Genomic DNA, 24,015 nt, shown 5'->3' with positions numbered 1-24,015 from the left:
GCCTATATCTTACATATAGTTAAGTATATCACTTTTAATTAATTCTTTAAAATAAAGTTTTTAATCAATAAATTTATATATAAGGTTAATTATTTAGCTGTTTTTTTTAATATAGTATAAAAATTAAAACTAATTTTAATTTGATTATTGCTATTCTTTATTAGTCTCATTTTCTATCTCATCATAAACAAAGTTTTTTAGCATATCATCAACATCATCAATGTATAAATCCTCTTCTAAGATTTTATTTTCTTGAATATGGTCTATTTTTTCAGATTCCATATTCTTAAATGTCTTATTAAATTCATCCTTTAATATTTCCTCTTCCTCTACATCAAAATTGCTTATTTTTTCTAAGATTTTATTTTTATTATGAGAGTTTTCTTCCTCTTGGAAGATTTCTTTTTCTTTTATATCTTTACCCTCTTCTAAAAGCCCAGTAGTTTCATCAAACTCAATAAATTCTTCTCTATAGGGTTGTATTTCATTAGATTCTTCCTGAGCATATGCCTCTATTTCTTCTACCAATACTTTTTTTCTATATAAAGCTTCTAAGAAAATAAATATACCAACCATAGAAACAACAGAGAGTATATTAACTATAAATGTTCCATTAACATAACTTATACTTGGAATAAACATTATAAAGAAATATCCTATACCTGTCATAACTGTAAAACCAACTAACATGCTCATAAATACATATATAACATACCTTGGTATTTCAAAAAAATATGGTCTTTTTAGATATTCAACATTTACTATTTTCATAAGTAAATATGAAAGATAAACCAACAGTGCTGATATTGATAATAAAATTATTAAAAGTAAAGATTGCCTCAAAGCTGAAAATGTACTAGGCTCAAAATCTAAAAACAATAACTTAAATACTAATAATACTTGTTCTCCAATCATATTTAAAAAGTTTCTTATCCAACTAAGCCTATCACTAATCAAAATTCTACTTATAGCAAAAAATATAATCATTCCATCCGCCAAAAATATTGGTAATATTCCTGCTAATAGTTTATCCTTAACAATTAAATTCATAGTAAAAATTATAGAAGTAAATAGTATTCCGATTGTAAGAAAATAAAATGAACTTATAAATAACTTATCAATACTAAAAATATCTTTATAAGGAAAATAACAAATCATTTTGATTAATATGTTGATTAATATAGCGCCTAAAGAAACACCATAAATAAGTATAGCTTTAGAGATAAAATATTTTTTTATATTATCTCCTCCTATAGAAATATTTTCTCTTATTTCATCCTCTTTATCTTTAAATAAAAATCCAACTACCCACACTAAAAATAAAAAGAATATAAATTTATTTATATGACTCATAGAAAAACATGTATTTATTATAGTTCTATCAATATTTCCTCCATCTATTTGAGAAAAATATTTTATAGTATGATAGTTTCCCATTAAAAAGAAAGAAGAAACTCCTAAAATTATTAGGGCTATAATTCCTCTTACTCTATATTTCTTTAGTAATAAATCATCTAATAAAACTCTCATATAAATCTCCATTCGCAAAAGTATAAACTCTCTATATTTATACTTTTAAATAAATATTTTTATGATTTTTTTTATTGATTTAAGTAGCAAATTTTATTTCATAACATATATTGATATAAAGAATGATTAATTGCTTCTTCATTTTTTTGACTACTCCTCTCCTTAGAAAAGGAAGAAGTACTTAATGCATTCCTTGCTTACTTTGCAAGTTTCCTCCCATCTAAAAAAATAAAAAAACAGGTGATTTCACCTGTTTTTTTATTTCTATAATATAAATTTTCGTAAAATTACTTTTCAATTATCTAACAAAATATCGGAATAATACCATTAAAATTACTCCCGGTATTCCTAAAATTCCTGCTATTAAAGCTGTTAATAAATTTATTCCAATAGTTATACCAAAATAAGCTCCAAAATAATTAACAATCATAAGCAGTATAGCACCAAAAATACTGTTAATAACTAATCCTATTATCTTTTTCATTGATCCAAATATTAATTTTAAAATTAATACTGCAACAAGCACACCTATAATCAGAAGAATTATATCATCTAACGATAAAGCTCCCATATCCATAAACATACCACCTTTTTAAATTATACTTATCTTGGCATTCTTAAATATATGTTCTAAACTAACTTTTATACCTCTTTTTTTAGCTTCTCTTAAGAGGTATTCATATCTAGCATTAATGTCTTGCTCTTTATATATTAAAGAATCTATAAGTTTATCATCATAAGCATTTTGAAAAGCTGACCTAGCAACCTGCATTTCTAATATGGTTTGCTCAATAGCTTTCAATATCTCTTCATCCTCATTTGAGTAATCTATTTTTTTTATTAAGTAATCAGAAATTTTCTTTTTATCCATACCAACACCTCCAACTTATTCTTTTGAAATTATATCCAAAATGTCCAAGTTATATTCCGGTGTTATAAAATTTTGACTTTTACTTAAATAACTGTTCTACCCTCTAATGCTTTAGATAAAGTTACTTCATCTGCATACTCTAAATCTCCACCAACAGGTATTCCAGCTGCAATTCTAGTAACCTTAACATCTAATGGTTTTAATATTTTTGAAATATACATAGCAGTAGCTTCTCCTTCAATAGTAGGATTTGTTGCTACTATAACTTCCTTTACATCTCCACTCATTCTCGCTACTAATTCTCTTATTCTTATATCTTGTGGACCTCTTCCTTGCATTGGAGAAATAGTTCCATGTAAAACATGATATAATCCATTAAACTCCTTAACCTTTTCCATTGTCATTATATCCTTAGGTTGCTCCACAACACATATTATATCCTTTTCTCTATTAGGATTTGAGCATATGGCACAAGGATCTGTATCTGTAAAGTTTCCACAAACTGAACAATATTTTATAGTTCCTCTTGCTTTTATTAAAGCATTGGCAAATTCCTCAACCTCATCCTTTGGTAAATTTAAAATATGTAAAGTTAATCTTTGAGCTGATTTTTTCCCTATACTAGGTAGTTTAGCAAACTCTTCAATTAACTTTTCTATAGCTACTGGATAAAATTCCATCCTTTTTCCTCCTTAAATTAATTCTCTCTATTTATAAAAAACTCTGCTGAGAAATTTCAGCAGAGTTTTGAAATTTAATAAGTATCTCTATTAGAATAATCCTGGCATTCCCATTCCACCAGTTAATTTACCCATCTTTTCTGAAGTTTCTTCAGAAGCTTTTTGTAAAGCTTGCTTAACAGCTGAGAAAACTAGATCTTCTAACATTTCAACATCATCTGGATCTACAACTTCTGGCTCTATATTAAGTGCAATTAATTCTTTCTTTCCGTTAACTTTTGCAACAACTGCACCACCGCCAGCTGAACCTTCGAATTCTGTTGATTCGATTTCCTCTTGCATTGATTGCATTTGCTTTTGAAGCATTTGTGCTTGCTTCATTAGATTATTCATATTTCCCATTCCGCCTGGAAATCCACCTCTTGCCATACTTACATCCTCCTTAAAAATTAACTCTTTAATATTATATAGTATTTTTGAATAATTTACTATATTATTAGATTATATGATTATGTGTTCTTTTGTTACTATTTTTTTATGCTATTCTTCGACTATTTCTAGTCCATCACCCATTATTCCTGAAAGTCTAGCTTCTAAATCTGCTTCTTCAGCTTTTTCTTGTTCTGTGCCTCGTTCAACACTATAAACAACCCTTACAGGCTCTTTTAAAACTTCTGAAAAGACATCATTTACTATTTTAGAGAAATCATGCTTTTCAAGTCTTTCTTTATTATGTCTATATTCATAAGTGTATCTAAACTCAACGACTCCTTTGTTACAAGAAACATTGCTTATTCCTTTTGCTAAAGCTATGTACACCATATACTTTCCTCTACTCTTAAAAGCTTCAAGAATATCTTTCCAAACCTTTCTTAAGTATTCAGGAGTTAATGTTGAATTTTCATTCACAGCTTCATAATTATTTGAACTTTGAGAAGCAACTTGTTGTCTAAGGTTATTATTAGTATTTTTATTAATAGTTTCATTAGAAACTTCTGATTTAACAGCCTCTAAATTAGTATTAACTTTTATATTGCCACTCTTTATCATTTGCTCTAATTTATTTATCCTAGCAAGCATAACTTCCTTAGAAGTATCATACTCGATTTTACACATTTTTATTACAGCAAGTTCTAAATAAACTCTAGCCTGCTTACTAAGCTTAGCATCTTCATCACATTCTTGCACAATCCTTATGCATCTCATGATTTCTTCAACCTTTAACTTAGCACCTTGCACTTTAAGCTTTTCGATATTTTCTTCTGCAGTATCTAAAACTTCTTCTGGGTTTGAAGTTACCTTTATCATAAGCAAGTTTCTATAATGTACTATTAAATCTTTTATGAAAAGAGTCATATCCTTTCCTGTAAGAACTAATTCTTCTATGATTTCCATAGCACTCTCTATGTCTCTCTTTATTATAGAATCTACTATTTTAAATAAATTATCATTAGTTACAAGACCCAGCATAGAAACTAATTCATCATAGTCTACCTTACCATCCCCTATGGAAATAGCTTGATCTAATATGCTTAGGGAATCTCTCATAGCTCCATCAGATACTCTTGCCACAAGGTCTAAACTTTTATCATCACAGAATATTCCTTGCTCTGTAACTATTTTTCTAAGTCTTCCTGTTATATCTTTTCTACTAATTCTCTTAAAGTCAAATCTCTGACATCTTGATAGTATAGTTATAGGTAGTTTTTGAGGATCTGTTGTTGCTAGTATAAATACTACATTCTTTGGTGGTTCTTCTAAAGTTTTTAAAAATGCATTAACTGCACCAATAGAAAGCATGTGAACCTCATCCATTATATAAACCTTAAATTTAGCTTCTTGAGGTGGATATTGAACATCGTCAATTATATCTCTTATGTTATCTACCCCGTTGTTTGAAGCTGCATCAAGTTCTGTTATATCTATTGCTAACCCTTCATTTATTTTTTTACACATCTCACACTGATTACAAGGCTCTCCGTCTTTTAAATCTAGACAGTTCAAAGCCTTAGCCATTACCTTAGCTGTAGAAGTTTTACCGGTTCCTCTAGTACCACAAAATAAATATGCATGAGCTGTTCTTTCATTTATTATCTGATTTTTTAATGTAGTGGTTATATGTTCTTGACCTACAACATCATGAAAAGTTTGTGGTCTCCACTCTCTATACAAAGCTTTATATGCCAAATTATTCACCTCTCTAAGCCTGCATTAACATATAATTATTATACATCAAAACAAACCATAATACCTATTATACTTGATTTATATTTTTTCTCAGTTAAACTATTATATCATGATTAATATTTTCTTTTTTTAAAATATTATATAATTAACTTAGTAATATAATTAAGTTAACCTTGAAAGGATTTTTATATGTTTTCTATAATTGTTGCCAAAAGTATTAATAATATCATTGGGGTTAATAATTCCATGCCCTGGAATATTCCTTCTGATTTAAAAAGATTCAAGGAACTTACTATGGGCAAAAAAATATTAATGGGAAGAAAAACTTTTGAATCTCTTCCTTGTGTATTGCCTGGAAGAACCCATTTAGTATTAACTACAAATAAAGATTTTTCTTATGACCATAAAGATGTAATTATTTATAATGATTTAGAAAAATTAATTAAAGAGTATGAAAATAGTAAAGAAGAAGTTTTTATAATAGGTGGCGGTAAAATATATTCTGAGCTTTTAAAATATTCCTCAAAATTATATATAACTGAAGTCTTAAAAGAATTTAAAGGGGATACTTATTTTCCAGAAATAAATTATTCTAATTGTATAAAGACTTATGAAAGCCCTATTTATGAAGAGAATAACATTGAGTTTAAATTCTTAAATTACAAAAAAAATAAATATATTTAGTCATCATTTATTTAGAGGTGATCATAAATGCTTATTCCTTATGACTTAATAAAAAAATTCAATTCAAGTTGTGATAAAAACATAAATAAATTAGATAAGAAAAAAATTTTTTTACTAAAAGCTATTTTTGTTATTTTATTAATTTTATTTTTAATATTAATTATTAAAAATCAGAATGAAATATTAGCTTAAAGTACATTATTCTAATATTAAACAATAATAATCTACATTACTTTAGGAGGAATCATGATAAGAGAGATCCAAGAAAAGGATAATAAACAAGTAGAAGAACTTATACGAACATGTCTAATTGAATTTGGAGCTAATAAACCTGGGTGTGCTTGGTCTGATCCTAATTTAGGTTGTTTTTTTCAAGTTTATCAAGAAGATAAATCTAAATATTGGGTTGTAGAAGAAAATAATAAAATAATTGCTGGTTGCGGTATTGGTCCTTTACATGGAGTTGACAATGTATGTGAACTACAAAAAATGTATTGTCTAAAAGAATCTAGAGGCAATGGAATTGCAAATGAACTATTAAAGTTAGCTTTAGAATTTGCAAAAAAACACTATAAAGAATGCTATCTTGAAACTTTTAGTAATATGACTGCAGCAAATAAATTTTATAAAAAACATGGTTTTGTACAACTTGATAAACCATTAATAGAAACAGAACACTATGCTTGTGATGTATGGTATAAATGTAAATTATAAAATAAAAAACTAGGTAAATTTATATTACCTAGTTTTTTATATACTTTATATTTAATTACTTAACAAGCTTCTTCTAAAGCTACAATTTCTCTTTTCTTAAATATTAAACCTGCTACTAATCCTCCAACTATAGCTGGAACAACCCAGTTAAATCCTAAGTTTGCAAGAGGCAATTTATGAACAAATGCAATTTTCATTCCTAAACTATCAATTACAGTAAATAAACTTATTAAAAGAGTTACATAAGTTGCACCCTTTATGACCGCATTATTTGAAATGAAATTTCCAAATATACTCATTATCACTAATAATATAGAAACTGGATAAATTAAACTTAATATAGGTACTGCTATTTGTATTATTTTATCTACTCCTAAATTAGAAGCTAATGCACTAAATATACATATTGCTATTACTATATGCTTATATTTTAACTTTTTATTAGTAACATCTTCAAAGTACTTAGCAGTAACAGAAGTTAATCCTACAGCGGTTGTAAGACATGCAAGTCCTATCACTATTGCTAACATGATAGTACCTGTAGAACCTAATACTCTGTTAGTTATATTCATAAGTAAAGTTGTTTGAGAAATACCACTATCATATAAAGCTGAAGCTGTAGCTCCTAAATATGTCAATCCACCATAAACCATAGCAAGTCCAATACATGCAATTAAAGCAGATTTTATTGTAAGTCTTCTCTTTTCACCTTTATCCTTATATCCTTTACTAGCAAACGAAGCCATAACAAGAGCTACAATTCCACCAGTTCCTAAGGCATCCATTGTTTGATATCCTTGAGTGATTCCATTCATAAATGACTTCCCTGAATTAACTTTTTCTAATTCTCCAATAGGATTAGTAATTCCTTTTATTATTAATACTGCTAATGCTAATAATAATAAAGGTGTTAGAACTTTTCCTATTATGTCCATAACCTTATTAGGTTTTATTGTTAATATAATTACTATTAAAAAGAATACTATAGAGAATAAATACGGATTAATGTTACTAAGTAAAGGTGATATACTCATTTCAAATGTTGTTGCAGCAGTTCTTGGAACTACCAGTATAGGACCTAAACAAAGCATCATTAAAACTTCTAAGGTAATTCCAAACTTTTTACCAGCCTTTCCTGCTACCCCTTGGAATGATCCTGTTTTAGAAATAGCAACAATTGATAAAAATATTATTCCTACATCGGATATTATGAATCCTAAAAAACTAACTAACCATTCACTTCCTGAAGTTAATCCTATGTATGGAGGGAATATTAAATTTCCTGCTCCAAAGAATATAGAGAATAAAGCGAATCCTATTATTAATATATCTTTCTTTTTATTCATGTCTTTTGTACAACCCCAATCTAATTAATTTATATTTTTCATATAAAAAAGCCACATAGTGTAAAACTATGTGGCCTTAGTTGCCTAGGATTAAAAAAAGCCACATAGTGTTTATCTATGTGACTCTACATGCATTGTAAACTTAGCCATCATAGATACAAACTTTTAGTTTGCATCTATGATTCCGTATGTATCATAAACACAAACTTAACTATAATAGCTAAAGTAAAAGGTATTTAATTGTAAAGCCTTAGTTAAGTTTAAATTATTCATCTTACCATACTCTCCAAAAATTTTAATTTGTTATGTTAATAGTATTTTAATTGCTTAAATGCAAAAAGTCAATAAAAAATAATGAGATAATATCAAAATAATTCAACAAATTCTATAAATAATATAAAAACATATTTATAAATTTAGTTGTTAGAGTTTGATACAACCTAATTATCTAAGTTTAATATATAAACTTTTAGCATCCAGCATAATATAATAAAACCTTATCTATTATATGAGATATTTCTTTATTAGATTGAATAAATTTATTTGCATTATTTTTTATATCTTCTTTGTTTTCAGAATTTTTTAATACCTCTAAAGATGATTTAGCATCATTTAAACTATTTAATATATCATCATTATAGGAAACAAATTCCTCTGGAACATTTAAACTTGTGAAATCATCAACTAAAGACTGAAAAAAGTTGTTTGATTTATTTAACTCTTCAATCATAATATCATTTAATTCTCCTGTTTCAGATATAGTTCTCATATTATTTATTGAGCCATCTACACTTATATTAACAATAGTTGATGAAAGCTTGTCTATATATTCTTCTTTACTTTTCTGTTTTTCTTCTTCGCTTCTTTTTTCTACGGGACTATTTGTTACATTCTTTTCAACGCCTACACTTCCACATCCAAGGATGAATAATGATAAAGTCGCTGATAATATTCCTACCAAAATTTTTTTTCCCATAAACTCCTCCGTAAAATTACATTTTTATCGTAAGTTGACGTATATAATTATACCAATAAGTCTAAAGTTTATTTATTAACTATTTGTAAATATATAGAAAACATAATTTTACAAATAAAAAAAACTTTTAACTAAATAAGTTAAAAGTTTAAAAACATAATAAAACCGTGCACCTCACTTCGACAATAGCTTATGAACGTTACCTATGCAGTTAGCTCAAGCCAGACTGATCCACGGCACATGAAAATGACTGCTTATCGCTGCTTCCTTCCGGACCTGACGAGGTTCACAGGTTTTCATTGCGTGGGGCCCAACTCTCAACACCACTTACATAGGGCAGACTCCACAAGCTAGAGCCTCTATGAGGACTTCGATCCTGCTGTAGCGGATTGCAGGTTACAGGGCACCGCTAACTCCCCATCTAGCACGGCATGGCGGAGAGAGAGGGATTTGAACCCTCGGTAGAGTTTCCCCTACACACGCGTTCCAGGCGTGCTCCTTCGACCACTCGGACATCTCTCCATAATAAATATTAATTTATGATACTTTTTCATTCTAACATATAAATCTAACCAATTCAATACTGAAAATTTAATTATAATTATTCCATTTTTATAACAAATTTTCCTTCAAATAAAAATTTTTAATAAAAAACCAATATGTATAAGTAAGAGCTCATACATATTAGTCTATATTAAAATCTAATTTATAACTATTCTTATTCTTTTTTCCTTGCTTTTATGATAATAAATATTATAGCTCCTACTCCAACTATAATCCCTAATAAGCTTATTAGCTGAGCAACTCTAATATTCATAAAATATAAGCTATCTGTTCTTAATCCTTCAATGAAAAATCTTCCTAATGAATATAAGGCTATATAAGATGAAATAACTACACCTTTATATTTATTTGTAATATTGTATAAGATTATCATTAAGATAATAGCAACAAATATATCCCATATGCTCTCATATAAAAACGTAGGATGATAATAAGTTCCGTTTATGTGCATTCCTTTTTGAATAAACTCTGGAAACTTACTTATAAATTCACTACTAACAGGCCCCCCATGAGCTTCCTGATTAAAAAAGTTTCCCCATCTTCCTATTCCTTGAGCTAATATAAAAGCTGGTGCTACAATATCTGCATAAGCTAAAAAATCTATTTTTTTAACTTTACAATAAATAAATGCAGTTAAGAAAGCTCCTATTATTCCCCCATGAATAGCTAGTCCACCTTGTCTTATATTTATCATTTCCCAAAAGCTATGATAATTTTCAAGCTCAAAAAGCACATAATATGCTCTAGCTCCTATAATAGCAAAAGGAAAACACCATAAAAACAAATCAAGTATAACATCAAAGTTTAAATTCTTTTTCTTAGCATTAATGCTTATTAATGCCATTGCTATTAGAATTCCTAAGGCAATTATTATCCCATACCATCTAACCTCAAAACTCCCAATTGAAAATGCCACTGGATTCATCTAATCCCTCCAATTCCTTTTTAGTTTTTATAATAATATTACAGAAAAATTGTTAAGTAAATATGTATCTCAAAACCTTTAAAAATAAAAAATCTAAAAAGTAATTAAAATATTAGTTACTTTTTAGATCTTATATAAAATAAACCTACTAAAATATTTTCTTTATAATCTTTTTTTATGTGAACCTTTATTTAAAACTTCTTATTGCAAAGTATCAGTATAGAATGCATTTATTAGTGGTATTTTTATCTCTTCTCCAGCATTATTCCTAATTGTTTTAGATTCAACTATTCCTTTAATTTTTATTTCACTTCCATTATTTAAATCAGGCAAATCTCCTTTACATAATACCCCTAAATAAGTTGAATCAACTATACAACAGGTCATTTCTATTTGTGTTATTGCAAATTCACCCTTTTCATATAAATCACTGACATATAAAAGTCCTTCTATAGAAATTTCTTTTCCTATGTAGTCATCTAAGTGAATTATTAGTTCCTCTACAGAGTTATGAAAATTTTCTTCTGTAAAAACTAAAGCCTCTTCAATATTTACAGCATCATGAGAGTGACTATGATTATGACTTAAATCCTTATGTCTATCATGATATAATTTAACTCCTTTTAAACTTAAAGAAACTTGATTAATATTTAGTCCATTAGCTATATTTAAAATTACTAAAGCAAAAATAAATATAATATATCCTGTTTTAAGAAATTTTCTAGTAGATACCTTGAAAATATTAAAAAACTGAATAATTAAAAGTAAAAATAATATTATTGTAGATAAAATCATATATGCTTTCATATCTCTTGATATAATCAAAAAAATTTTTTCATTTAACAACATTTTTATAATTATAAATTCAAAACAAACTAATATAAGAAACCATATGAATTCACTAAAATTAAATTTTCTCATATAATTTCCTCCTTAAAACACCAAAGCTGAAGCTATAAAACAAAGTGAAAAGACTACAAATAAAAGCTTAATTACAAAGGATTTTTTAAATACTGAAAATAACATTATTGTGTTTTTTAAATCTATCATTGGTCCTATAATTAAAAATCCAGTTATTGATCCTAAAGAAAATCTATTCATAAAAGTACTAGCAACAAAAGCATCAGCTTCTGAACATAAGGAAATTAAGAATGAAAATACCATTAGTATTATTATTGATAATACTGTACTATTTTCAAAGTAAAAAATACTCTCCCTTGGCACAAAAGTCTGAAATAATGATGCCAAGGTAGCACCAATTATAAAATACTTACCTATTTCATAAAATTCAATGGAGGTATGCTTTAAAAGCCTTATTGGCTTACTAGAATCATCATCTATTTCTGAACAGCCACAAAGACATCTGCCCTCTAAATCTAAGACCTTATCTTCTCTTAAAATATTATTTCCTTCACTTAAACAAAGCATAATTAGCCCAGCTATAACTGCTACTCCAAACCCAATCCCTACTCTCAACAATACTACTTTTATGTTTCCATCAAAGGCATAATATGTTGATAAAATAACTAATGGATTAACTATAGGTGCAGCTAACATATAAGTTATTGCTACATTTATAGGAACATTCTTACCTAATAACCCCTTTGTTATAGGTACAGTTGCACACTCACAAACAGGTAAAAAAACACCTATTATACCAGCTTGAATTGAACCTAATAATTTATTTTTAGATATTATTTTATTAAATATATTATTTGAAATATAAACTTGCATAAAGGAAGATAGCACTGCCCCTATAAGTATAAAAGGCAGCGCTTCTATTACTATACTAGAAAAAATTATAGAAAATTTATTTAAAAGCTCCATACTTATCCCATCATCCTATTTATAAGTCTATCTTTATTAAAATTCATATTTCTCTCTTCCTTGCCTATGCAATTAATTATATGTGCATTAGGGTTAAATCTTCCTATCATTTCTTTATATTCTTTTAAAGAAGCTGGACTTATTTCATTACATTTATTTAAAACAATAAGATTGCTTAATGATATGTTCGGTATTATCATTGATGGTATGTTCTTTAAAAACATATTAAAGGTTGTCATATCTATTAAATTAACTATAAGCCCAATTTTTAAATATTCTTTAAGCTTTCCATCCTTAATTTTCTCTATAAATACTTTTGTTTCTGCAGCACCATTACATTCAATTAAAATTCTCCTAGGCGCATAAAATTTTATACTTCTTATTAAATCTTCTTCATTCATTTCATCCATGCTAGAAAAATATTTTACATTAACATTTCTATTAAATTTATTTGTAAATAAGGATTCTTTTCCTGATTCACATTGTATTATCAATATTTCTTCTTTAGAAAAGTCATTTAAAATATGATTTATAAAAGATGTTTTTCCAGATGATAAAAAACCTGTAATCAAATCAATAGAACACTTTTTCACCTAACCCCTCCCCCTTATTATTATGAAAATAATTTATCTATACTATCTTTATTTAAATTTCTTCCTATGACACAAACTCTTCCTGTATAATCACTTTTATAATCAACTATGGAAATATCATTTGGAACAAAATCAAATTTAAACCATTTATCATTCTTTGATTTAATTATTCCCTTTGCCCTTAGAACTTCACCATGTTTATTATTTTGAAATTCATTCAGGATTTTTAATAACTCAGAATACTCAAAAGTTTTCGGTGTTTCTACTCCCCAATTTTCAAAGAACTCTGGTGCAGATACTCTTCTTAATCCAATAATCCTAGGCTTTTTAATAGTTGTACTACTTATTAATTCCTCAACTTTTCTCTCAGATACCTGAATTATTCTCTCTGCACTTAACTTGTCCAATTCAGTTGTTATAATATTAGCTTTACTATTTATACTTTTTATTTTATTACACACCTCTGTAATTTCGTCGTTAGAAAGTTTTTCTACTCTGGTTAGTATTATTGTGTTCGCATTAACTAACTGACTCCTATAAAAATCACCAAAGTTTCTCATATACATATCAACATTTTGAGCATCAACCATAGTAATTTTCATATTTATTCTTAACCCGTCTATTCCAGCTTCATTTATAGACTCAAGCACCTGAGAAAAATTAGCTACTCCTGAAGGTTCCACTATAATTCTGTCAGGTCTATAATTCGAGATTATATCTAATATATTCTGCTTAAAATCACCTTTTATTGTGCAGCATATGCAACCTGAATTAATTTCTTTCACCTCAATCTTTCTATCTTGAAGTAATGCTCCATCAATTCCAACTTCTCCATATTCATTTTCCACAATAGCTACCTTCTCATTATCTACTAAAGTATCTAAAAGCTTTTTTATTAAAGTAGTTTTACCAGCTCCTAAGAATCCAGAAATTATATCTACTTTCATTTGAATCCTCCCAATATAGCAACAATATTCTTATTGATTATATTCTTAAAATAAAAGGATTATTACTTTAAGTACTAATCCTATAAAAGCTATTTAAATATATGTTTTAAACTATTACGATTTTCAGATAAAGTAAAAAAAGCCTAAACAAGATTTTTATCTTGCTTAAGCTTCTTTAATACTACCAAAACCTATTATTTTATATTATATGTTGTATTTCCAATCCATTCATTTATATCCTTATCCACTACAACATTTCCATTTGATATTATCTTTATATTTGCAGGTTTATAGTCATCTGCAAATTCTGTAAATTTACTTTTTCTAATCCACATATTTTGTATATCATCAATTTTTAAATTTTCATCTTTTAACTTAAATGTATAAGTATCTTGACTTCCACTCATAAAGTCATCTCCAGGGTTGTCCATTTTCCACTCTTGAGTTTGTCCATCCTTTGTTTTTATTCCAAAATACATATAGTCATTTGTTCCAGAATAATCTTCATTACAAGTTGTTATGTAAGCCACTAATTCATTTACATTTTTGTTGTTTGATGAAGTATTTTCATTTGATACATCATGTAAAAATCTATATATGTACCCTGCTGTTCCTTTTTGAGAGTTTGCTAAAGCTACTTTTGCTGCATAATCCCAATCTTCCCAACTACAATTCATATTAGCACGACTATAATATAAATCCTTTGCTGTTTTAGCATAACCTCTAACAAATTCTTTTGACCATGAATTGAAATCTTCATTAGTCAATATATTAGCATAAAAAGCTTCATCAGTTTTACTTCCTGTTGTATTTATTTTATAATGATCTTTTTTCTCTTCTGCGAAAGTCTCAAATTTAACGTGTCCTGGACTATCAACTGCAGTTACATTAGCAGCATGATATGGAGTATCTGCATCTCCAAAGTAATGCATTGCTTCCCCAAGATAAAAAGTACCTTGTTTATAATTTCCTTTTTCCCACTCATATCTAGCTAAGGCTGAAAATTTCCTTATTTGAGATTCTGCTGTATCTGGTATTGAATAAGATAAATACCAATTATTGTCCTTTGAAAAATTATTTTCTGTATCAGGATCCCAAAAATGATCTTGATATAAATCATAAGCATTTTTATCATAATCAGGATAAGTAGATCCTAATTGAAAATCATGCATGTTCTGTTTCAAAATTTGTAAATTATCTCTTATACTTGCTGATTCACTATTTGATAAATCGTTTTCTAAAATTTCAACACCCTGAGTTGCAATCATAGCATGAGTCCCAGTTCCATCAGCCTTTCCATCCCAAGCATAAACTTTAGTTGTACGCACAGACCATAATCCAGCTGCTAAAGTTGCACAAATAAGTACTTTAAAAATTTTTCTTTTCATTTTTATCCCCCGTTATTCTTTTAAGCTTAAATATCCCCTTTGTTTAATAACCATTAATACTTGTATTTACATTATACCATAAAATTACCAGCAACTCACTAAAAAATTGAATATTTTTTAAATGAATTTTAAATACAATTCAAATTGTGATAATAATTAATTCATTTCTTTTATGAAAATCATTATTTTTAGTTATATATACTATAAAAACTTATATTTAATAGTGTTATAATGAGGTAAATATTGTTTTTAATTTAATATAAGAATTTTACACATAATAATAGGGATGGAATAAAATTTGAAATAAATTATAAAACAAAGGATTTGAAAAATATGAATGATAAAAATTTAGAATTAAAGGCAGGATTTAATTTAGAAAATAGTTATTCAACTCTTCCAAGTATATTTTTTAGTGAACAAAATCCTAAGGGTTCAAAAAATCCAAAACTTATTAAATTTAATTCCTCTCTTGCAAAGGAACTTGGACTTAATGAAGAAGTTTTAAATAGTGATTTTGGGCTTAATATATTTGCAGGAAATAAAACTTTTGAAGAAATTAAGCCAATTGCTCAAGCCTATGCTGGCCATCAATTTGGTCATTTTACAATGTTAGGTGATGGTAGAGCGGTTCTATTAGGTGAACATATATCTAAAGATGGAAAAAGATTTGATATTCAGCTTAAAGGTTCAGGAAGAACTATATATTCAAGAGGTGGAGATGGAAAAGCAGCTCTTGCTCCTATGCTTAGAGAATATATCATAAGTGAAGGAATGTATGGCCTTGGAATTCCTACTACTAGAAGTCTCGCTGTTGTTGATACTGGCGAGGAAATAATAAGACAAAAATTTGAAACTGGTGCTATATTAACTAGAATAGCATCTAGTCATATTAGAGTAGGTACCTTTGCTTATGCGGCACAGTGGGGAACTCCAGAAGATATTAAAGCTCTTACCGACTACACTATTAGAAGACATTTTCCTAACATAGAGAATAGTGAAAATAAATATATATTATTCCTTGAAGAAGTAATAAATCTTCAAGCAAGGCTTATATCACAATGGCAAAGCGTTGGATTTATTCATGGAGTAATGAATACTGATAACGTAGCTATTTCTGGTGAAACTATAGACTATGGTCCATGTGCATTTATGGATACCTATAATACTAATACAGTATTTAGTTCTATTGATGTTGCTGGAAGATATGCCTATGGAAATCAACCTAGTATAGCTATGTGGAATTTAGCTAGATTTGCAGAAACCTTGCTTCCTCTTTTCAGTGATAATTTAGAAGATGCAATTGAAATTGCAGGAAAATCAGTATCAAACTTTTCCAAAATATATAAAGAGTATTGGTTTGATAAGATGAGAGCTAAACTTGGTTTATTTAATAAGAAGCCTGAAGATGAAGCCTTAATTGAAGACCTTTTAAGTACAATGCAAAAATATGCTGCTGATTATACTAATACTTTTGTTGCTTTAACTCTTAACAAAATTGAAAATGAACCAATTTTTAATACTGATGAATTTAAGACTTGGTATACTCTTTGGAAGAATAGATTGAAAGAAGAAAATAAATCAAATGAGGATGTTAAAAACTTAATGATGAAAAATAATCCTTACGTAATTCCTAGAAATCATAGAGTAGAAGAAGCTTTAAAAAGTGCTGAAAAAGGAGATTATACTGTTATGAATAATCTTTTAGAAGTATTAAAGAACCCTTATGATTATTCTCAAGCTTTTGAGTGTTATACTGAGTTACCTGAAAAAAATAATATTCCTTATGTAACATACTGCGGAACTTAAAATTTTTTGCTATAAATAAAAAGGCTATATCAAAATTAATAAAAAACTTATAAATTTATTTCAAGAATTGCTAAATTACAGTAAGAATTTATAAAGTTTTATTATTTAAAGTTTTGATATAGCCCAATTTTTTTATTTATTAAAATATATTTATTACCTCTATATCTTGATTTCCTGCACTTTCAAGCATTTCATTGTACATAGCAAGAATCTCTTCTCCATAAGTTTCACTTGGAGCCCAACTTTTACTTAAATCAACTACTGATTCAGCCTTTCCAAGTATTGAAGGAAAATGTCTAGGGTCATTAGTCTCAACTTTCGGATATCCTTCAGCACCTGCATATAAAGCTAAATGATCTAAATGAGCTTTTACTCCTTCATTCCAACTTTTAAACCTCATGTGAGCATTAGGATCTTTATCACTCCCACCTTTGTTAGTTTTTAACCCACAAGGATTATGATACGAAGCATCTAAAACTCCACCAAAATTACCATACGCAGTTTCTTTTGCGGCTTGTACATAAGCTAAAGCTGGATTTACATCACCATGTTCACCTGAATATTTCCAATATAAATCAGCTAATTCAATAAACTCACTAGTAGCTCCTTTTCCCTCTGCCCATCTTTTAGCATCATTAGCTGTTATAAAAGCATTTGAAACTATAGGAACATCCTCTTCTGTTTCTATCTCTATATTTATATTTTGAGCTTCAGTTATATGAATCACATCTATATTTATAAGTGTCAACATTATAAGTATTGATACTAATAATGTATCTATACTAAATTGATCTTCATTCACAAGAAGTCCTCCTAATACTATTACATAATATTCTCTCTAAAATAATATGCCCTCATCTCTTCATTTATGTAAAAAAAGTGAACTCAAAATTTGAGTCCACTTTAAATAATTAATTTTTATTTATAAATTCCCAGAAAACTAAAATTAAACATCCAACTAAATAACATAAAATATCTTTTATATCAAAGGACGTTCCTATAAGTATTGTGAAGAACTTACTATTTTGAAGATTTAATAATTCAACAATTTTAAAGTATTGTAAAACTTCAACTAAAACACCAAATAAGAAGATATAAAGAGGTAAAAATTTTATTTTCCTTCCTACTACTCCTCTTATGAATGTATATATTACTATTACAACTAAAACATCACCAATATATGGTCTAATAAAATTATCTTTAACAAAAAGCGCAATAAAAACTTCAACTATTAGCAATACAAAAAATGTAAATAAATATTTTTTATTTATTTTCATAAAAACACTTCTTTCACACTATCTTATGTAATTAGTTCTAAAAACCTTTTAATTTTATCTATTAATATTTTCTAAGTTTTAAAACTGTTTATTAATTATATAATATAAACAAAATCAGTAAGTAAAGCTTTACTTACTGATTTAAAAAACATTATTATGAAACCTTTAATGATCTTACTTTACATTCTTTTTGTAAGTAGTTATCCTTAATGTAGTCGAAAACTTCCTTGTAGTCTTCTTCACCATATTTTTTAACTAACATAACATTTAAACTTGTACCAAACCATACTCTACAGAAAGAAGGATCTATCATTAATTTTGCCCCTTCTTTACCACTTATTTTTACATTCTTATCTTCTAATAATTTGTTAAAGTGGTTTATAAGTCCCATCATTATTCTGTCACCCATTTTAGGATCTTCATCAGCTATCGTAACAAAATAATATGACCAAGCATATAAAAGATTCTCTTCAATAGCTATTCCAGCAACTTTTTCCCCTATAGTTTCATTAAAACATCTATGCATATAGTAAGATAATTTCTTTACATTTTCATCAAATTTCTTTTCATAGAAATTTATTTCATATCCTACCATCATGTCTAATTTGTTCATAATGCACCCCCCACCAATATTTGTATTTTCAGTATAACATAAAATGGGTAAGTAAATCATTACTTACCCACGTCTATCTTTGAAAAATTTTGTTAATATTTTACTACAATTCTCGTCATTTTCCCACTTAACCTCAAGAAAATGATTAAGATTAGGATTTTGAAGAATATTTACTATGGAACCAGCTGCTCCAGTTGTTTCATCAAAGGTTCCTATATGAATTTTAGAGATTCTACTTTGGAGAATTGCACCAGCACACATGGGACAAGGCTCTAAAGTCACATACATCTCACATCCTTGAAGTCTCCAGTTATTAATTTTATTACAAGCTTCTCTTATAGCAAGAATTTCTGCATGAGCTGTTGGATCATTTAAACTTTCTTTTAAATTATGGGCTTTTGCAATGACTTTCCCATCTTTGACGATTACAGCACCTACAGGAACTTCTCCTTTTTTTCTAGCTTCTTCTGCCTCTTCCAAAGCTAAACTAAGCACTATTAACTCTCCTCTTGTTCTCTTTTATATGTGTAAACTCTAACTTTTTTTACTCTGTTTCTATCTAATTCTTCAACAATAATTCTAAGATTATTTGTTTTTATTTCTTCTCCAACCTCAGGCATTCTTCCTAAATGCCCTATGACATAACCTCCAATAGAGTCAAACTCTTCAGACTCTATATCAAAGCCTATCATATCACTTAAATCTGAAAGTCTTGTGCTTCCATCTACTACAAATTCATTTGCTTTGATAACTTCTATATCCTTATCTCTCTCATCGTATTCATCTTCAATATCTCCTACGATTTCTTCTATTAAGTCCTCAATAGTAACTATACCAACTGTTCCACCATATTCATCTAATACTACTGATATATGGTTTCTAGTTGTTTTCATTTCTGAGAATAACTCTGTTATCTTCTTAAATTCAAATGTTCTAAACGGCTCTCTCATGTACTTAGTTACATCAAAGTTTTCCTCATAACTATCTAAAAGAATTAAATCTTTAATATATAATATACCAACTATATCATCTATTGATTCATTATAAACTGGTATTCTTGAAAACTGTTCTTCCTTTATAACTTTTATTACCTCTTCATAAGTAGCTGTTACATTAACTGCAACAACATTTACTCTTTGAACCATTATATCTTTTACCTGAAGGTCTCCGAATTCAAAAACATTAAATATCATTTCTTTTTCTTCAACTTCAAGAACACCTTCTTCTTCACTTACATCGACCATTGTTTTTAATTCTTCTTCAGTTATAAATGGCTGACTCTTATTTAAATCACCACCTAACACTTTTACTATTAATGATGATATTAAAGAGAATAACCAAACAAATGGTTTAAAAACTATAACAACTATATTTATTACAGGTGCCACAAATAAAGAAACTTTTTCTGCATTTTGTTTAGCTAATGACTTAGGTGTTATTTCTCCAAAAATTAAAATAAGAATAGTCATAACACCAGTTGCTAAAGCAACTCCACCATCACCAAAAATTCTATAAGCAAGTGTTGATGCTAATGATGATGCCCCTATATTAACTATATTATTTCCTATCAATATTCCACCTAATAATTTATTAGGATCTTCTAATAGCTTTTCTAATAATTTAGCTCCCTTTACTCCCTCATCAACCATATGTCTTATCCTAATTTTACTTAAAGACATTAATGCAGTTTCTGATGCTGAGAAAAATCCAGATAGTATTATTAATACTATCAAGAGCAAAATTTGAGACGTATATTGGTCCAACTAAACCACTCCCATTATTTTATATATTTTCTTCATTTTTATTTTTCTTATATAATATTATATTATACAAAATTTTCTTATTAAATATATTTTTATAAATATTCAAAAAAAACTCCATATATATATGGAGTTCTTTCTTCACAGTTAAAACCGTGGTATCCCCAGTAGGAATCGAACCTACATTTATCCCTTAGGAGGGGATTGTTCTATCCATTGAACTATGGAGACTTATTAGAATTTTATAATAATTTTAACTCTTTAACAAATATATGTCAACACAACTTATTTTATTACAATACCATTTAAAGTGTTTTCTGTAAGTTCCTCTATAACATTATTAACATCTATTATTTTATCTATACTTAATTCATATAACGATGCAGATATAAGGCTTCCAAATAAGCTATGAGCTAATAGAGAAACATCACACTCTCTTATTTGCTTTTTCACCATTGCTTCTCTTAGTATTCTTTCTACCCCTTATATATATTCTTTAATCTTACTTCTTAACCCATCTTGTCTTGTTTCCTTACCCCATAATTGACTTATTACAAGTTTAAAAAATGCTCTATTATCATATAGTAATTTAAATTGCATTCTAAAAAGAGCTTTTAATTTATCTATAGGTTCATCATTGGAAATTTCTATTTCAGCTAATTTAGCATTCCAAATCTCTAAACCATTTTCTACTACAAAATTAAAAATTTCCTCTTTACTTTTAAAATTGTAATAAAGAGTTCCTTTAGCAACATTTGCCTTAGCTGCAATCTCATCAACTCTTGATCCATTATAACCTGAAGTAGCAAAAACCTGTATAGCTGCTTCAAAAATAGCATTCTTAGTTCTACTCATACTACTCACTCCAACATTTATTTATAAAACAATTTAATGATATACCACTTATTTTATTTAATCAATAATATATAATTTTGTAATTTATTTGTTTACAATTTGATTTTATATATATAATAATATAAGATATGTATTTAACATAATTTTTTTAGGAGAGATATAATTTATGATAAAGGTTTATAATAGGAAAACTAAAACTTATGACATCGAGCAAGTAGCTGGTCTTAAATATATAAATTGGTCTTATTCATCTCCTGTAGGAAAAAGCTTCGTTGAATTATTTGTAAAAAAGAAGATATTCTCTAAGGTTTACGGAAATTATTGTGATTCTTCTTTAAGTAAGAAAAAAATTCAACCATTTATTGATGAGTTCAATATTGATATGTCTCTTTGTAATAAAAACATAAATGAATTTGAAAATTTCAATGATTTCTTTGCAAGAACATTAACAAATGAAGCTAGACCTATTGATTTTAGCGAGGATATTTTAATTTCTCCTGGAGATGGTAGATTATCTGCATTTGAAAACATAGATCTTGATAATGTTGTACAAATTAAAGGATTTACATATTCTTTAAGGGAATTAATAGATGATCCTAAGGTTGCAGAAGAATTTAAAGGTGGAACTTGCCTTATACTAAGATTATGTCCTACAGACTACCACAGATTTCATTTTGTAGATAACGGAACTTGTGGTGAAACAAAGAAAATTTCAGGTTTTTATTACTCAGTTAACCCAATAGCTCTTAATAATATCTCTGAACTTTTCTGTAAGAATAAAAGAGAATGGTCTCTTTTTAACTCTGATAATTTTGGTGAAATTCTTCATGTAGAAGTTGGTGCTACTTGTGTTGGTACAATTCTTCAAACATATACTCCTGGTAAAAGAGTTACTAAAGGAGAAGAAAAAGGATACTTTAAATTTGGTGGTTCAACTACTATACTATTCTTTAAAAAAGGTATGGTAAAAGTAGATTCAGATATAGTTGAACAAACAAAATTAGGGTTTGAAACTAAAGTTAATATGGGTGAAACTATTGGACACAAATAGTTAAACAGGAGCTTAATTATTGAAAAATAATTAAGCTCCTGTTTTTTATAAAATAAGATTATAGGAGAATTTATATTTATTTTCTCCTTATTTTTTTTATTTATCCTAGAAATAAATTTTATTTTATATAAAATAAAGTTTTAAAATAAAATTTATTTTATTATTTTTTCTAACTCTTCCTTAAATGCTTTTTTGTCTCCATCAAAAATTACTAAATTTATATTCATCTCCTTAGCTCTCTTTGAAGTAGATGATTTAATAGGAGGTTTAGTAGCTACTAATATTTTTATTACATTTTCTCCTCCTAATTGTTCTGAATAAACATTTAATTCATTTAAAGCAACTTCATCATATTTTTTTGAGTCTTTACAAGAAACACATATAAGAACTGAATCTTTTATAGCAACAACATCTAGCTCATTTTTAACTCTAACTTCTTTATCATTCCAGAGAAATAAAACTCCACTTTTTATATCATCAACACTTTTTATTTCTTCAATAATATTTTTTGTTAAAACTTCAAGCCAAGTTCCACTTTTAAAAATAAATCCTTTTATAAATTCATTTTGAAATATTACTTTTAAACATTGATCTGTATTTTTTATTCTTATTTGATTATTTTTTTCTAAGAACTCAAGTATCTTGTCTAAAAGTATTACCTCTTCTCTATTCAACAACTCTTTATCTATCTTTATGCATCTTGGATTTGAAACATCATGAATAAACACACTGTTGTCGCTAAGCCTTGTCTTGTAATTTTCCCATAATAATAAATTATCTGCTATGTAATTAGTCATACTCTCTATGATATTAATCTCAGAAATTTCTGTTGAGTCTATAACAATAGATGCTCCAATACTATTTATAATATCCTCAACATCTAAATCTACAAAACTACACTTTTCACATTGTATATTTTCTAAATTAAATTTTAAAAGTTCTTCCTTTGGTATATCTATAAAAAAACCATCTATATTATGCTTTAGAGCTAAAGTATACATTATTAAGATGTCCTTTTTATTTCCCTGATTTACACATATTGCTACTTTTCTATCCTTAATTTTTTTTATGGCTCCTTCAATAGAAATTAATTTATTCCCACCTAATTTTTCATCGTTAAAAACACAATTAGGAAATTTATTTAAATAAAATTGTCTTAAAGGATTTAAAATTTTTAATTCATCATCACTTTCATATAAATAAAGTATTTCTTTAGGATTTAATTTTTCAGTTAATAAAATACTGGATTCATTATGTTCATCTAAAATCGTAATTATAAAATCATAATTCATACTATTTCACCTTTAGCATATTATTTTATCTTTCTTTAAACTTAGATAATTTGACTAAAATTCTTAATGAATTAAGCGCTTCATTTTATAATTATTTTCACCTAAGAAAACTTTTTTATTCTAAATTCC

General features: G+C 27.4%; 26 protein-coding genes, 2 tRNA genes and 1 other RNA gene. 4 read left to right on the top strand and 25 right to left on the bottom strand.

What is annotated here, in order from left to right:
* Positions 1-150 precede the first annotated feature (150 nt).
* The 6 genes from AC2A4K_RS00320 to dnaX form a co-directional block, all read right to left on the bottom strand.
* On the bottom strand, positions 151-1,530 hold the full coding sequence (locus tag AC2A4K_RS00320; RefSeq protein ID WP_322505390.1) for a hypothetical protein: 1,380 nt from the start codon (positions 1,528-1,530) through the stop codon (positions 151-153).
* A 298-nt stretch (positions 1,531-1,828) separates the two neighbouring features.
* On the bottom strand, positions 1,829-2,107 hold the full coding sequence (locus AC2A4K_RS00315; RefSeq protein ID WP_322505389.1) for a pro-sigmaK processing inhibitor BofA family protein: 279 nt from the start codon (positions 2,105-2,107) through the stop codon (positions 1,829-1,831).
* Positions 2,108-2,122: 15 nt separating this feature from the next.
* Positions 2,123-2,401, bottom strand: a complete 279-nt coding sequence (locus tag AC2A4K_RS00310) for a YaaL family protein (protein WP_322505388.1) — start codon at positions 2,399-2,401, stop codon at positions 2,123-2,125.
* A gap of 83 nt (positions 2,402-2,484) precedes the next feature.
* Positions 2,485-3,081 carry a recombination mediator RecR gene (gene recR / locus AC2A4K_RS00305; RefSeq protein ID WP_322505387.1) on the bottom strand — a complete coding sequence of 199 codons (597 nt, stop codon included), beginning with the start codon at positions 3,079-3,081 and terminating at the stop codon, positions 2,485-2,487.
* Between the two features lie 90 nt (positions 3,082-3,171).
* Positions 3,172-3,510 (bottom strand): YbaB/EbfC family nucleoid-associated protein, encoded by a 339-nt coding sequence (locus AC2A4K_RS00300; RefSeq protein WP_322505386.1) that lies wholly within the window; start codon positions 3,508-3,510, stop codon positions 3,172-3,174.
* A 111-nt stretch (positions 3,511-3,621) separates the two neighbouring features.
* Complete coding sequence (gene dnaX, locus AC2A4K_RS00295) at positions 3,622-5,268, bottom strand: DNA polymerase III subunit gamma/tau (RefSeq protein ID WP_322505385.1); 1,647 nt, start codon at positions 5,266-5,268, stop codon at positions 3,622-3,624.
* Between the two features lie 189 nt (positions 5,269-5,457).
* Between dnaX and AC2A4K_RS00290 the strand changes: the two genes are divergently transcribed.
* Together AC2A4K_RS00290 and AC2A4K_RS00285 are read left to right on the top strand one after the other, a co-directional pair.
* Positions 5,458-5,952, top strand: a complete 495-nt coding sequence (locus AC2A4K_RS00290; protein ID WP_322505384.1) for a dihydrofolate reductase — start codon at positions 5,458-5,460, stop codon at positions 5,950-5,952.
* A 243-nt stretch (positions 5,953-6,195) separates the two neighbouring features.
* Positions 6,196-6,666, top strand: coding sequence for a GNAT family N-acetyltransferase (locus AC2A4K_RS00285; RefSeq protein WP_322505401.1), 471 nt, complete (start codon positions 6,196-6,198; stop codon positions 6,664-6,666).
* 59 nt (positions 6,667-6,725) lie between these two features.
* Here the strand turns inward: AC2A4K_RS00285 and brnQ are convergent, their stop codons facing one another.
* From brnQ to AC2A4K_RS00235, 10 genes are all read right to left on the bottom strand, one after another.
* Positions 6,726-8,012, bottom strand: coding sequence for a branched-chain amino acid transport system II carrier protein (gene brnQ, locus AC2A4K_RS00280; protein WP_322505383.1), 1,287 nt, complete (start codon positions 8,010-8,012; stop codon positions 6,726-6,728).
* A gap of 469 nt (positions 8,013-8,481) precedes the next feature.
* On the bottom strand, positions 8,482-8,988 hold the full coding sequence (locus AC2A4K_RS00275) for a hypothetical protein (protein WP_322505382.1): 507 nt from the start codon (positions 8,986-8,988) through the stop codon (positions 8,482-8,484).
* Between the two features lie 165 nt (positions 8,989-9,153).
* An RNA gene (ffs, locus tag AC2A4K_RS00270) (signal recognition particle sRNA large type) lies at positions 9,154-9,418 on the bottom strand.
* A 2-nt stretch (positions 9,419-9,420) separates the two neighbouring features.
* A tRNA-Ser gene (locus AC2A4K_RS00265) sits at positions 9,421-9,510 on the bottom strand.
* A gap of 196 nt (positions 9,511-9,706) precedes the next feature.
* Positions 9,707-10,477 carry a prolipoprotein diacylglyceryl transferase gene (gene lgt / locus AC2A4K_RS00260; protein WP_322505381.1) on the bottom strand — a complete coding sequence of 257 codons (771 nt, stop codon included), beginning with the start codon at positions 10,475-10,477 and terminating at the stop codon, positions 9,707-9,709.
* 201 nt (positions 10,478-10,678) lie between these two features.
* The gene (locus AC2A4K_RS00255; RefSeq protein WP_322505380.1) at positions 10,679-11,398 is read right to left on the bottom strand and encodes a TIGR03943 family putative permease subunit; all 720 of its coding nucleotides are present in this window, start codon (positions 11,396-11,398) and stop codon (positions 10,679-10,681) included.
* 12 nt (positions 11,399-11,410) lie between these two features.
* Positions 11,411-12,304, bottom strand: coding sequence for a permease (locus AC2A4K_RS00250; protein ID WP_322505379.1), 894 nt, complete (start codon positions 12,302-12,304; stop codon positions 11,411-11,413).
* Positions 12,305-12,306: 2 nt separating this feature from the next.
* A complete protein-coding gene (locus AC2A4K_RS00245; RefSeq protein WP_322505378.1) occupies positions 12,307-12,897 on the bottom strand; it encodes a GTP-binding protein in 591 nt (196 codons plus the stop codon).
* 20 nt (positions 12,898-12,917) lie between these two features.
* On the bottom strand, positions 12,918-13,844 hold the full coding sequence (locus AC2A4K_RS00240; RefSeq protein WP_322505377.1) for a CobW family GTP-binding protein: 927 nt from the start codon (positions 13,842-13,844) through the stop codon (positions 12,918-12,920).
* Positions 13,845-14,038: 194 nt separating this feature from the next.
* Positions 14,039-15,232, bottom strand: a complete 1,194-nt coding sequence (locus tag AC2A4K_RS00235) for a phospholipase C (protein WP_322505376.1) — start codon at positions 15,230-15,232, stop codon at positions 14,039-14,041.
* A gap of 333 nt (positions 15,233-15,565) precedes the next feature.
* Between AC2A4K_RS00235 and AC2A4K_RS00230 the strand changes: the two genes are divergently transcribed.
* Positions 15,566-17,038, top strand: coding sequence for a protein adenylyltransferase SelO (locus AC2A4K_RS00230; protein WP_322505375.1), 1,473 nt, complete (start codon positions 15,566-15,568; stop codon positions 17,036-17,038).
* A gap of 139 nt (positions 17,039-17,177) precedes the next feature.
* Here the strand turns inward: AC2A4K_RS00230 and AC2A4K_RS00225 are convergent, their stop codons facing one another.
* The 8 genes from AC2A4K_RS00225 to AC2A4K_RS00190 form a co-directional block, all read right to left on the bottom strand.
* Positions 17,178-17,840, bottom strand: a complete 663-nt coding sequence (locus tag AC2A4K_RS00225) for a glucosaminidase domain-containing protein (protein WP_322505374.1) — start codon at positions 17,838-17,840, stop codon at positions 17,178-17,180.
* 109 nt (positions 17,841-17,949) lie between these two features.
* On the bottom strand, positions 17,950-18,315 hold the full coding sequence (locus AC2A4K_RS00220) for a ribosomal maturation YjgA family protein (RefSeq protein WP_322505373.1): 366 nt from the start codon (positions 18,313-18,315) through the stop codon (positions 17,950-17,952).
* A gap of 154 nt (positions 18,316-18,469) precedes the next feature.
* Complete coding sequence (locus AC2A4K_RS00215) at positions 18,470-18,928, bottom strand: hypothetical protein (protein ID WP_322505372.1); 459 nt, start codon at positions 18,926-18,928, stop codon at positions 18,470-18,472.
* Positions 18,929-18,991: 63 nt separating this feature from the next.
* Positions 18,992-19,423, bottom strand: a complete 432-nt coding sequence (gene tadA, locus AC2A4K_RS00210; RefSeq protein ID WP_322505371.1) for a tRNA adenosine(34) deaminase TadA — start codon at positions 19,421-19,423, stop codon at positions 18,992-18,994.
* 2 nt (positions 19,424-19,425) lie between these two features.
* On the bottom strand, positions 19,426-20,691 hold the full coding sequence (locus AC2A4K_RS00205; RefSeq protein ID WP_322505370.1) for an HlyC/CorC family transporter: 1,266 nt from the start codon (positions 20,689-20,691) through the stop codon (positions 19,426-19,428).
* 153 nt (positions 20,692-20,844) lie between these two features.
* Positions 20,845-20,919 (bottom strand) — tRNA-Arg (locus AC2A4K_RS00200).
* A 54-nt stretch (positions 20,920-20,973) separates the two neighbouring features.
* Positions 20,974-21,144, bottom strand: a complete 171-nt coding sequence (locus AC2A4K_RS00195; RefSeq protein ID WP_488458834.1) for a hypothetical protein — start codon at positions 21,142-21,144, stop codon at positions 20,974-20,976.
* Positions 21,145-21,171: 27 nt separating this feature from the next.
* On the bottom strand, positions 21,172-21,543 hold the full coding sequence (locus tag AC2A4K_RS00190; RefSeq protein ID WP_488458833.1) for a TetR/AcrR family transcriptional regulator: 372 nt from the start codon (positions 21,541-21,543) through the stop codon (positions 21,172-21,174).
* Between the two features lie 166 nt (positions 21,544-21,709).
* Here AC2A4K_RS00190 and AC2A4K_RS00185 point away from each other — a divergent pair, with 166 nt between their 5' ends.
* Positions 21,710-22,594, top strand: a complete 885-nt coding sequence (locus AC2A4K_RS00185) for a phosphatidylserine decarboxylase (RefSeq protein ID WP_322505368.1) — start codon at positions 21,710-21,712, stop codon at positions 22,592-22,594.
* Between the two features lie 152 nt (positions 22,595-22,746).
* On the opposite strand, the gene AC2A4K_RS00180 is transcribed toward AC2A4K_RS00185, so the two are convergent.
* Positions 22,747-23,886, bottom strand: coding sequence for a Card1-like endonuclease domain-containing protein (locus tag AC2A4K_RS00180; RefSeq protein ID WP_322505367.1), 1,140 nt, complete (start codon positions 23,884-23,886; stop codon positions 22,747-22,749).
* Between the last annotated feature and the right edge of the window lie 129 nt (positions 23,887-24,015).

This window comes from Clostridium sp. LIBA-8841 (genome assembly GCF_057782475.1).
Note: the sequence above shows the minus strand (reverse complement) of the source record. Positions and strands in the feature narration are given on the sequence as shown.

Bases quoted from the DNA above. Each gene is read 5' to 3' on its own strand.
- AC2A4K_RS00300 (WP_322505386.1), bottom strand. From the start codon at position 3,510: ATGGCAAGAGGTGGATTTCCAGGCGGAATGGGAAATATGAATAATCTA.
- brnQ (WP_322505383.1), bottom strand. From the start codon at position 8,012: ATGAATAAAAAGAAAGATATATTAATAATAGGATTCGCTTTATTCTCT.
- AC2A4K_RS00320 (WP_322505390.1), bottom strand. From the start codon at position 1,530: ATGAGAGTTTTATTAGATGATTTATTACTAAAGAAATATAGAGTAAGA.
- lgt (WP_322505381.1), bottom strand. From the start codon at position 10,477: ATGAATCCAGTGGCATTTTCAATTGGGAGTTTTGAGGTTAGATGGTAT.
- AC2A4K_RS00250 (WP_322505379.1), bottom strand. From the start codon at position 12,304: ATGGAGCTTTTAAATAAATTTTCTATAATTTTTTCTAGTATAGTAATA.
- AC2A4K_RS00220 (WP_322505373.1), bottom strand. From the start codon at position 18,315: ATGAAAATAAATAAAAAATATTTATTTACATTTTTTGTATTGCTAATA.
- AC2A4K_RS00290 (WP_322505384.1), top strand. From the start codon at position 5,458: ATGTTTTCTATAATTGTTGCCAAAAGTATTAATAATATCATTGGGGTT.
- AC2A4K_RS00190 (WP_488458833.1), bottom strand. From the start codon at position 21,543: ATGAGTAGAACTAAGAATGCTATTTTTGAAGCAGCTATACAGGTTTTT.
- AC2A4K_RS00310 (WP_322505388.1), bottom strand. From the start codon at position 2,401: ATGGATAAAAAGAAAATTTCTGATTACTTAATAAAAAAAATAGATTAC.
- AC2A4K_RS00215 (WP_322505372.1), bottom strand. From the start codon at position 18,928: ATGAACAAATTAGACATGATGGTAGGATATGAAATAAATTTCTATGAA.
- AC2A4K_RS00275 (WP_322505382.1), bottom strand. From the start codon at position 8,988: ATGGGAAAAAAAATTTTGGTAGGAATATTATCAGCGACTTTATCATTA.
- AC2A4K_RS00235 (WP_322505376.1), bottom strand. From the start codon at position 15,232: ATGAAAAGAAAAATTTTTAAAGTACTTATTTGTGCAACTTTAGCAGCT.
- AC2A4K_RS00315 (WP_322505389.1), bottom strand. From the start codon at position 2,107: ATGGATATGGGAGCTTTATCGTTAGATGATATAATTCTTCTGATTATA.
- AC2A4K_RS00230 (WP_322505375.1), top strand. From the start codon at position 15,566: ATGAATGATAAAAATTTAGAATTAAAGGCAGGATTTAATTTAGAAAAT.
- AC2A4K_RS00240 (WP_322505377.1), bottom strand. From the start codon at position 13,844: ATGAAAGTAGATATAATTTCTGGATTCTTAGGAGCTGGTAAAACTACT.
- AC2A4K_RS00255 (WP_322505380.1), bottom strand. From the start codon at position 11,398: ATGAGAAAATTTAATTTTAGTGAATTCATATGGTTTCTTATATTAGTT.
- AC2A4K_RS00180 (WP_322505367.1), bottom strand. From the start codon at position 23,886: ATGAATTATGATTTTATAATTACGATTTTAGATGAACATAATGAATCC.
- AC2A4K_RS00195 (WP_488458834.1), bottom strand. From the start codon at position 21,144: ATGGTGAAAAAGCAAATAAGAGAGTGTGATGTTTCTCTATTAGCTCAT.
- recR (WP_322505387.1), bottom strand. From the start codon at position 3,081: ATGGAATTTTATCCAGTAGCTATAGAAAAGTTAATTGAAGAGTTTGCT.
- AC2A4K_RS00185 (WP_322505368.1), top strand. From the start codon at position 21,710: ATGATAAAGGTTTATAATAGGAAAACTAAAACTTATGACATCGAGCAA.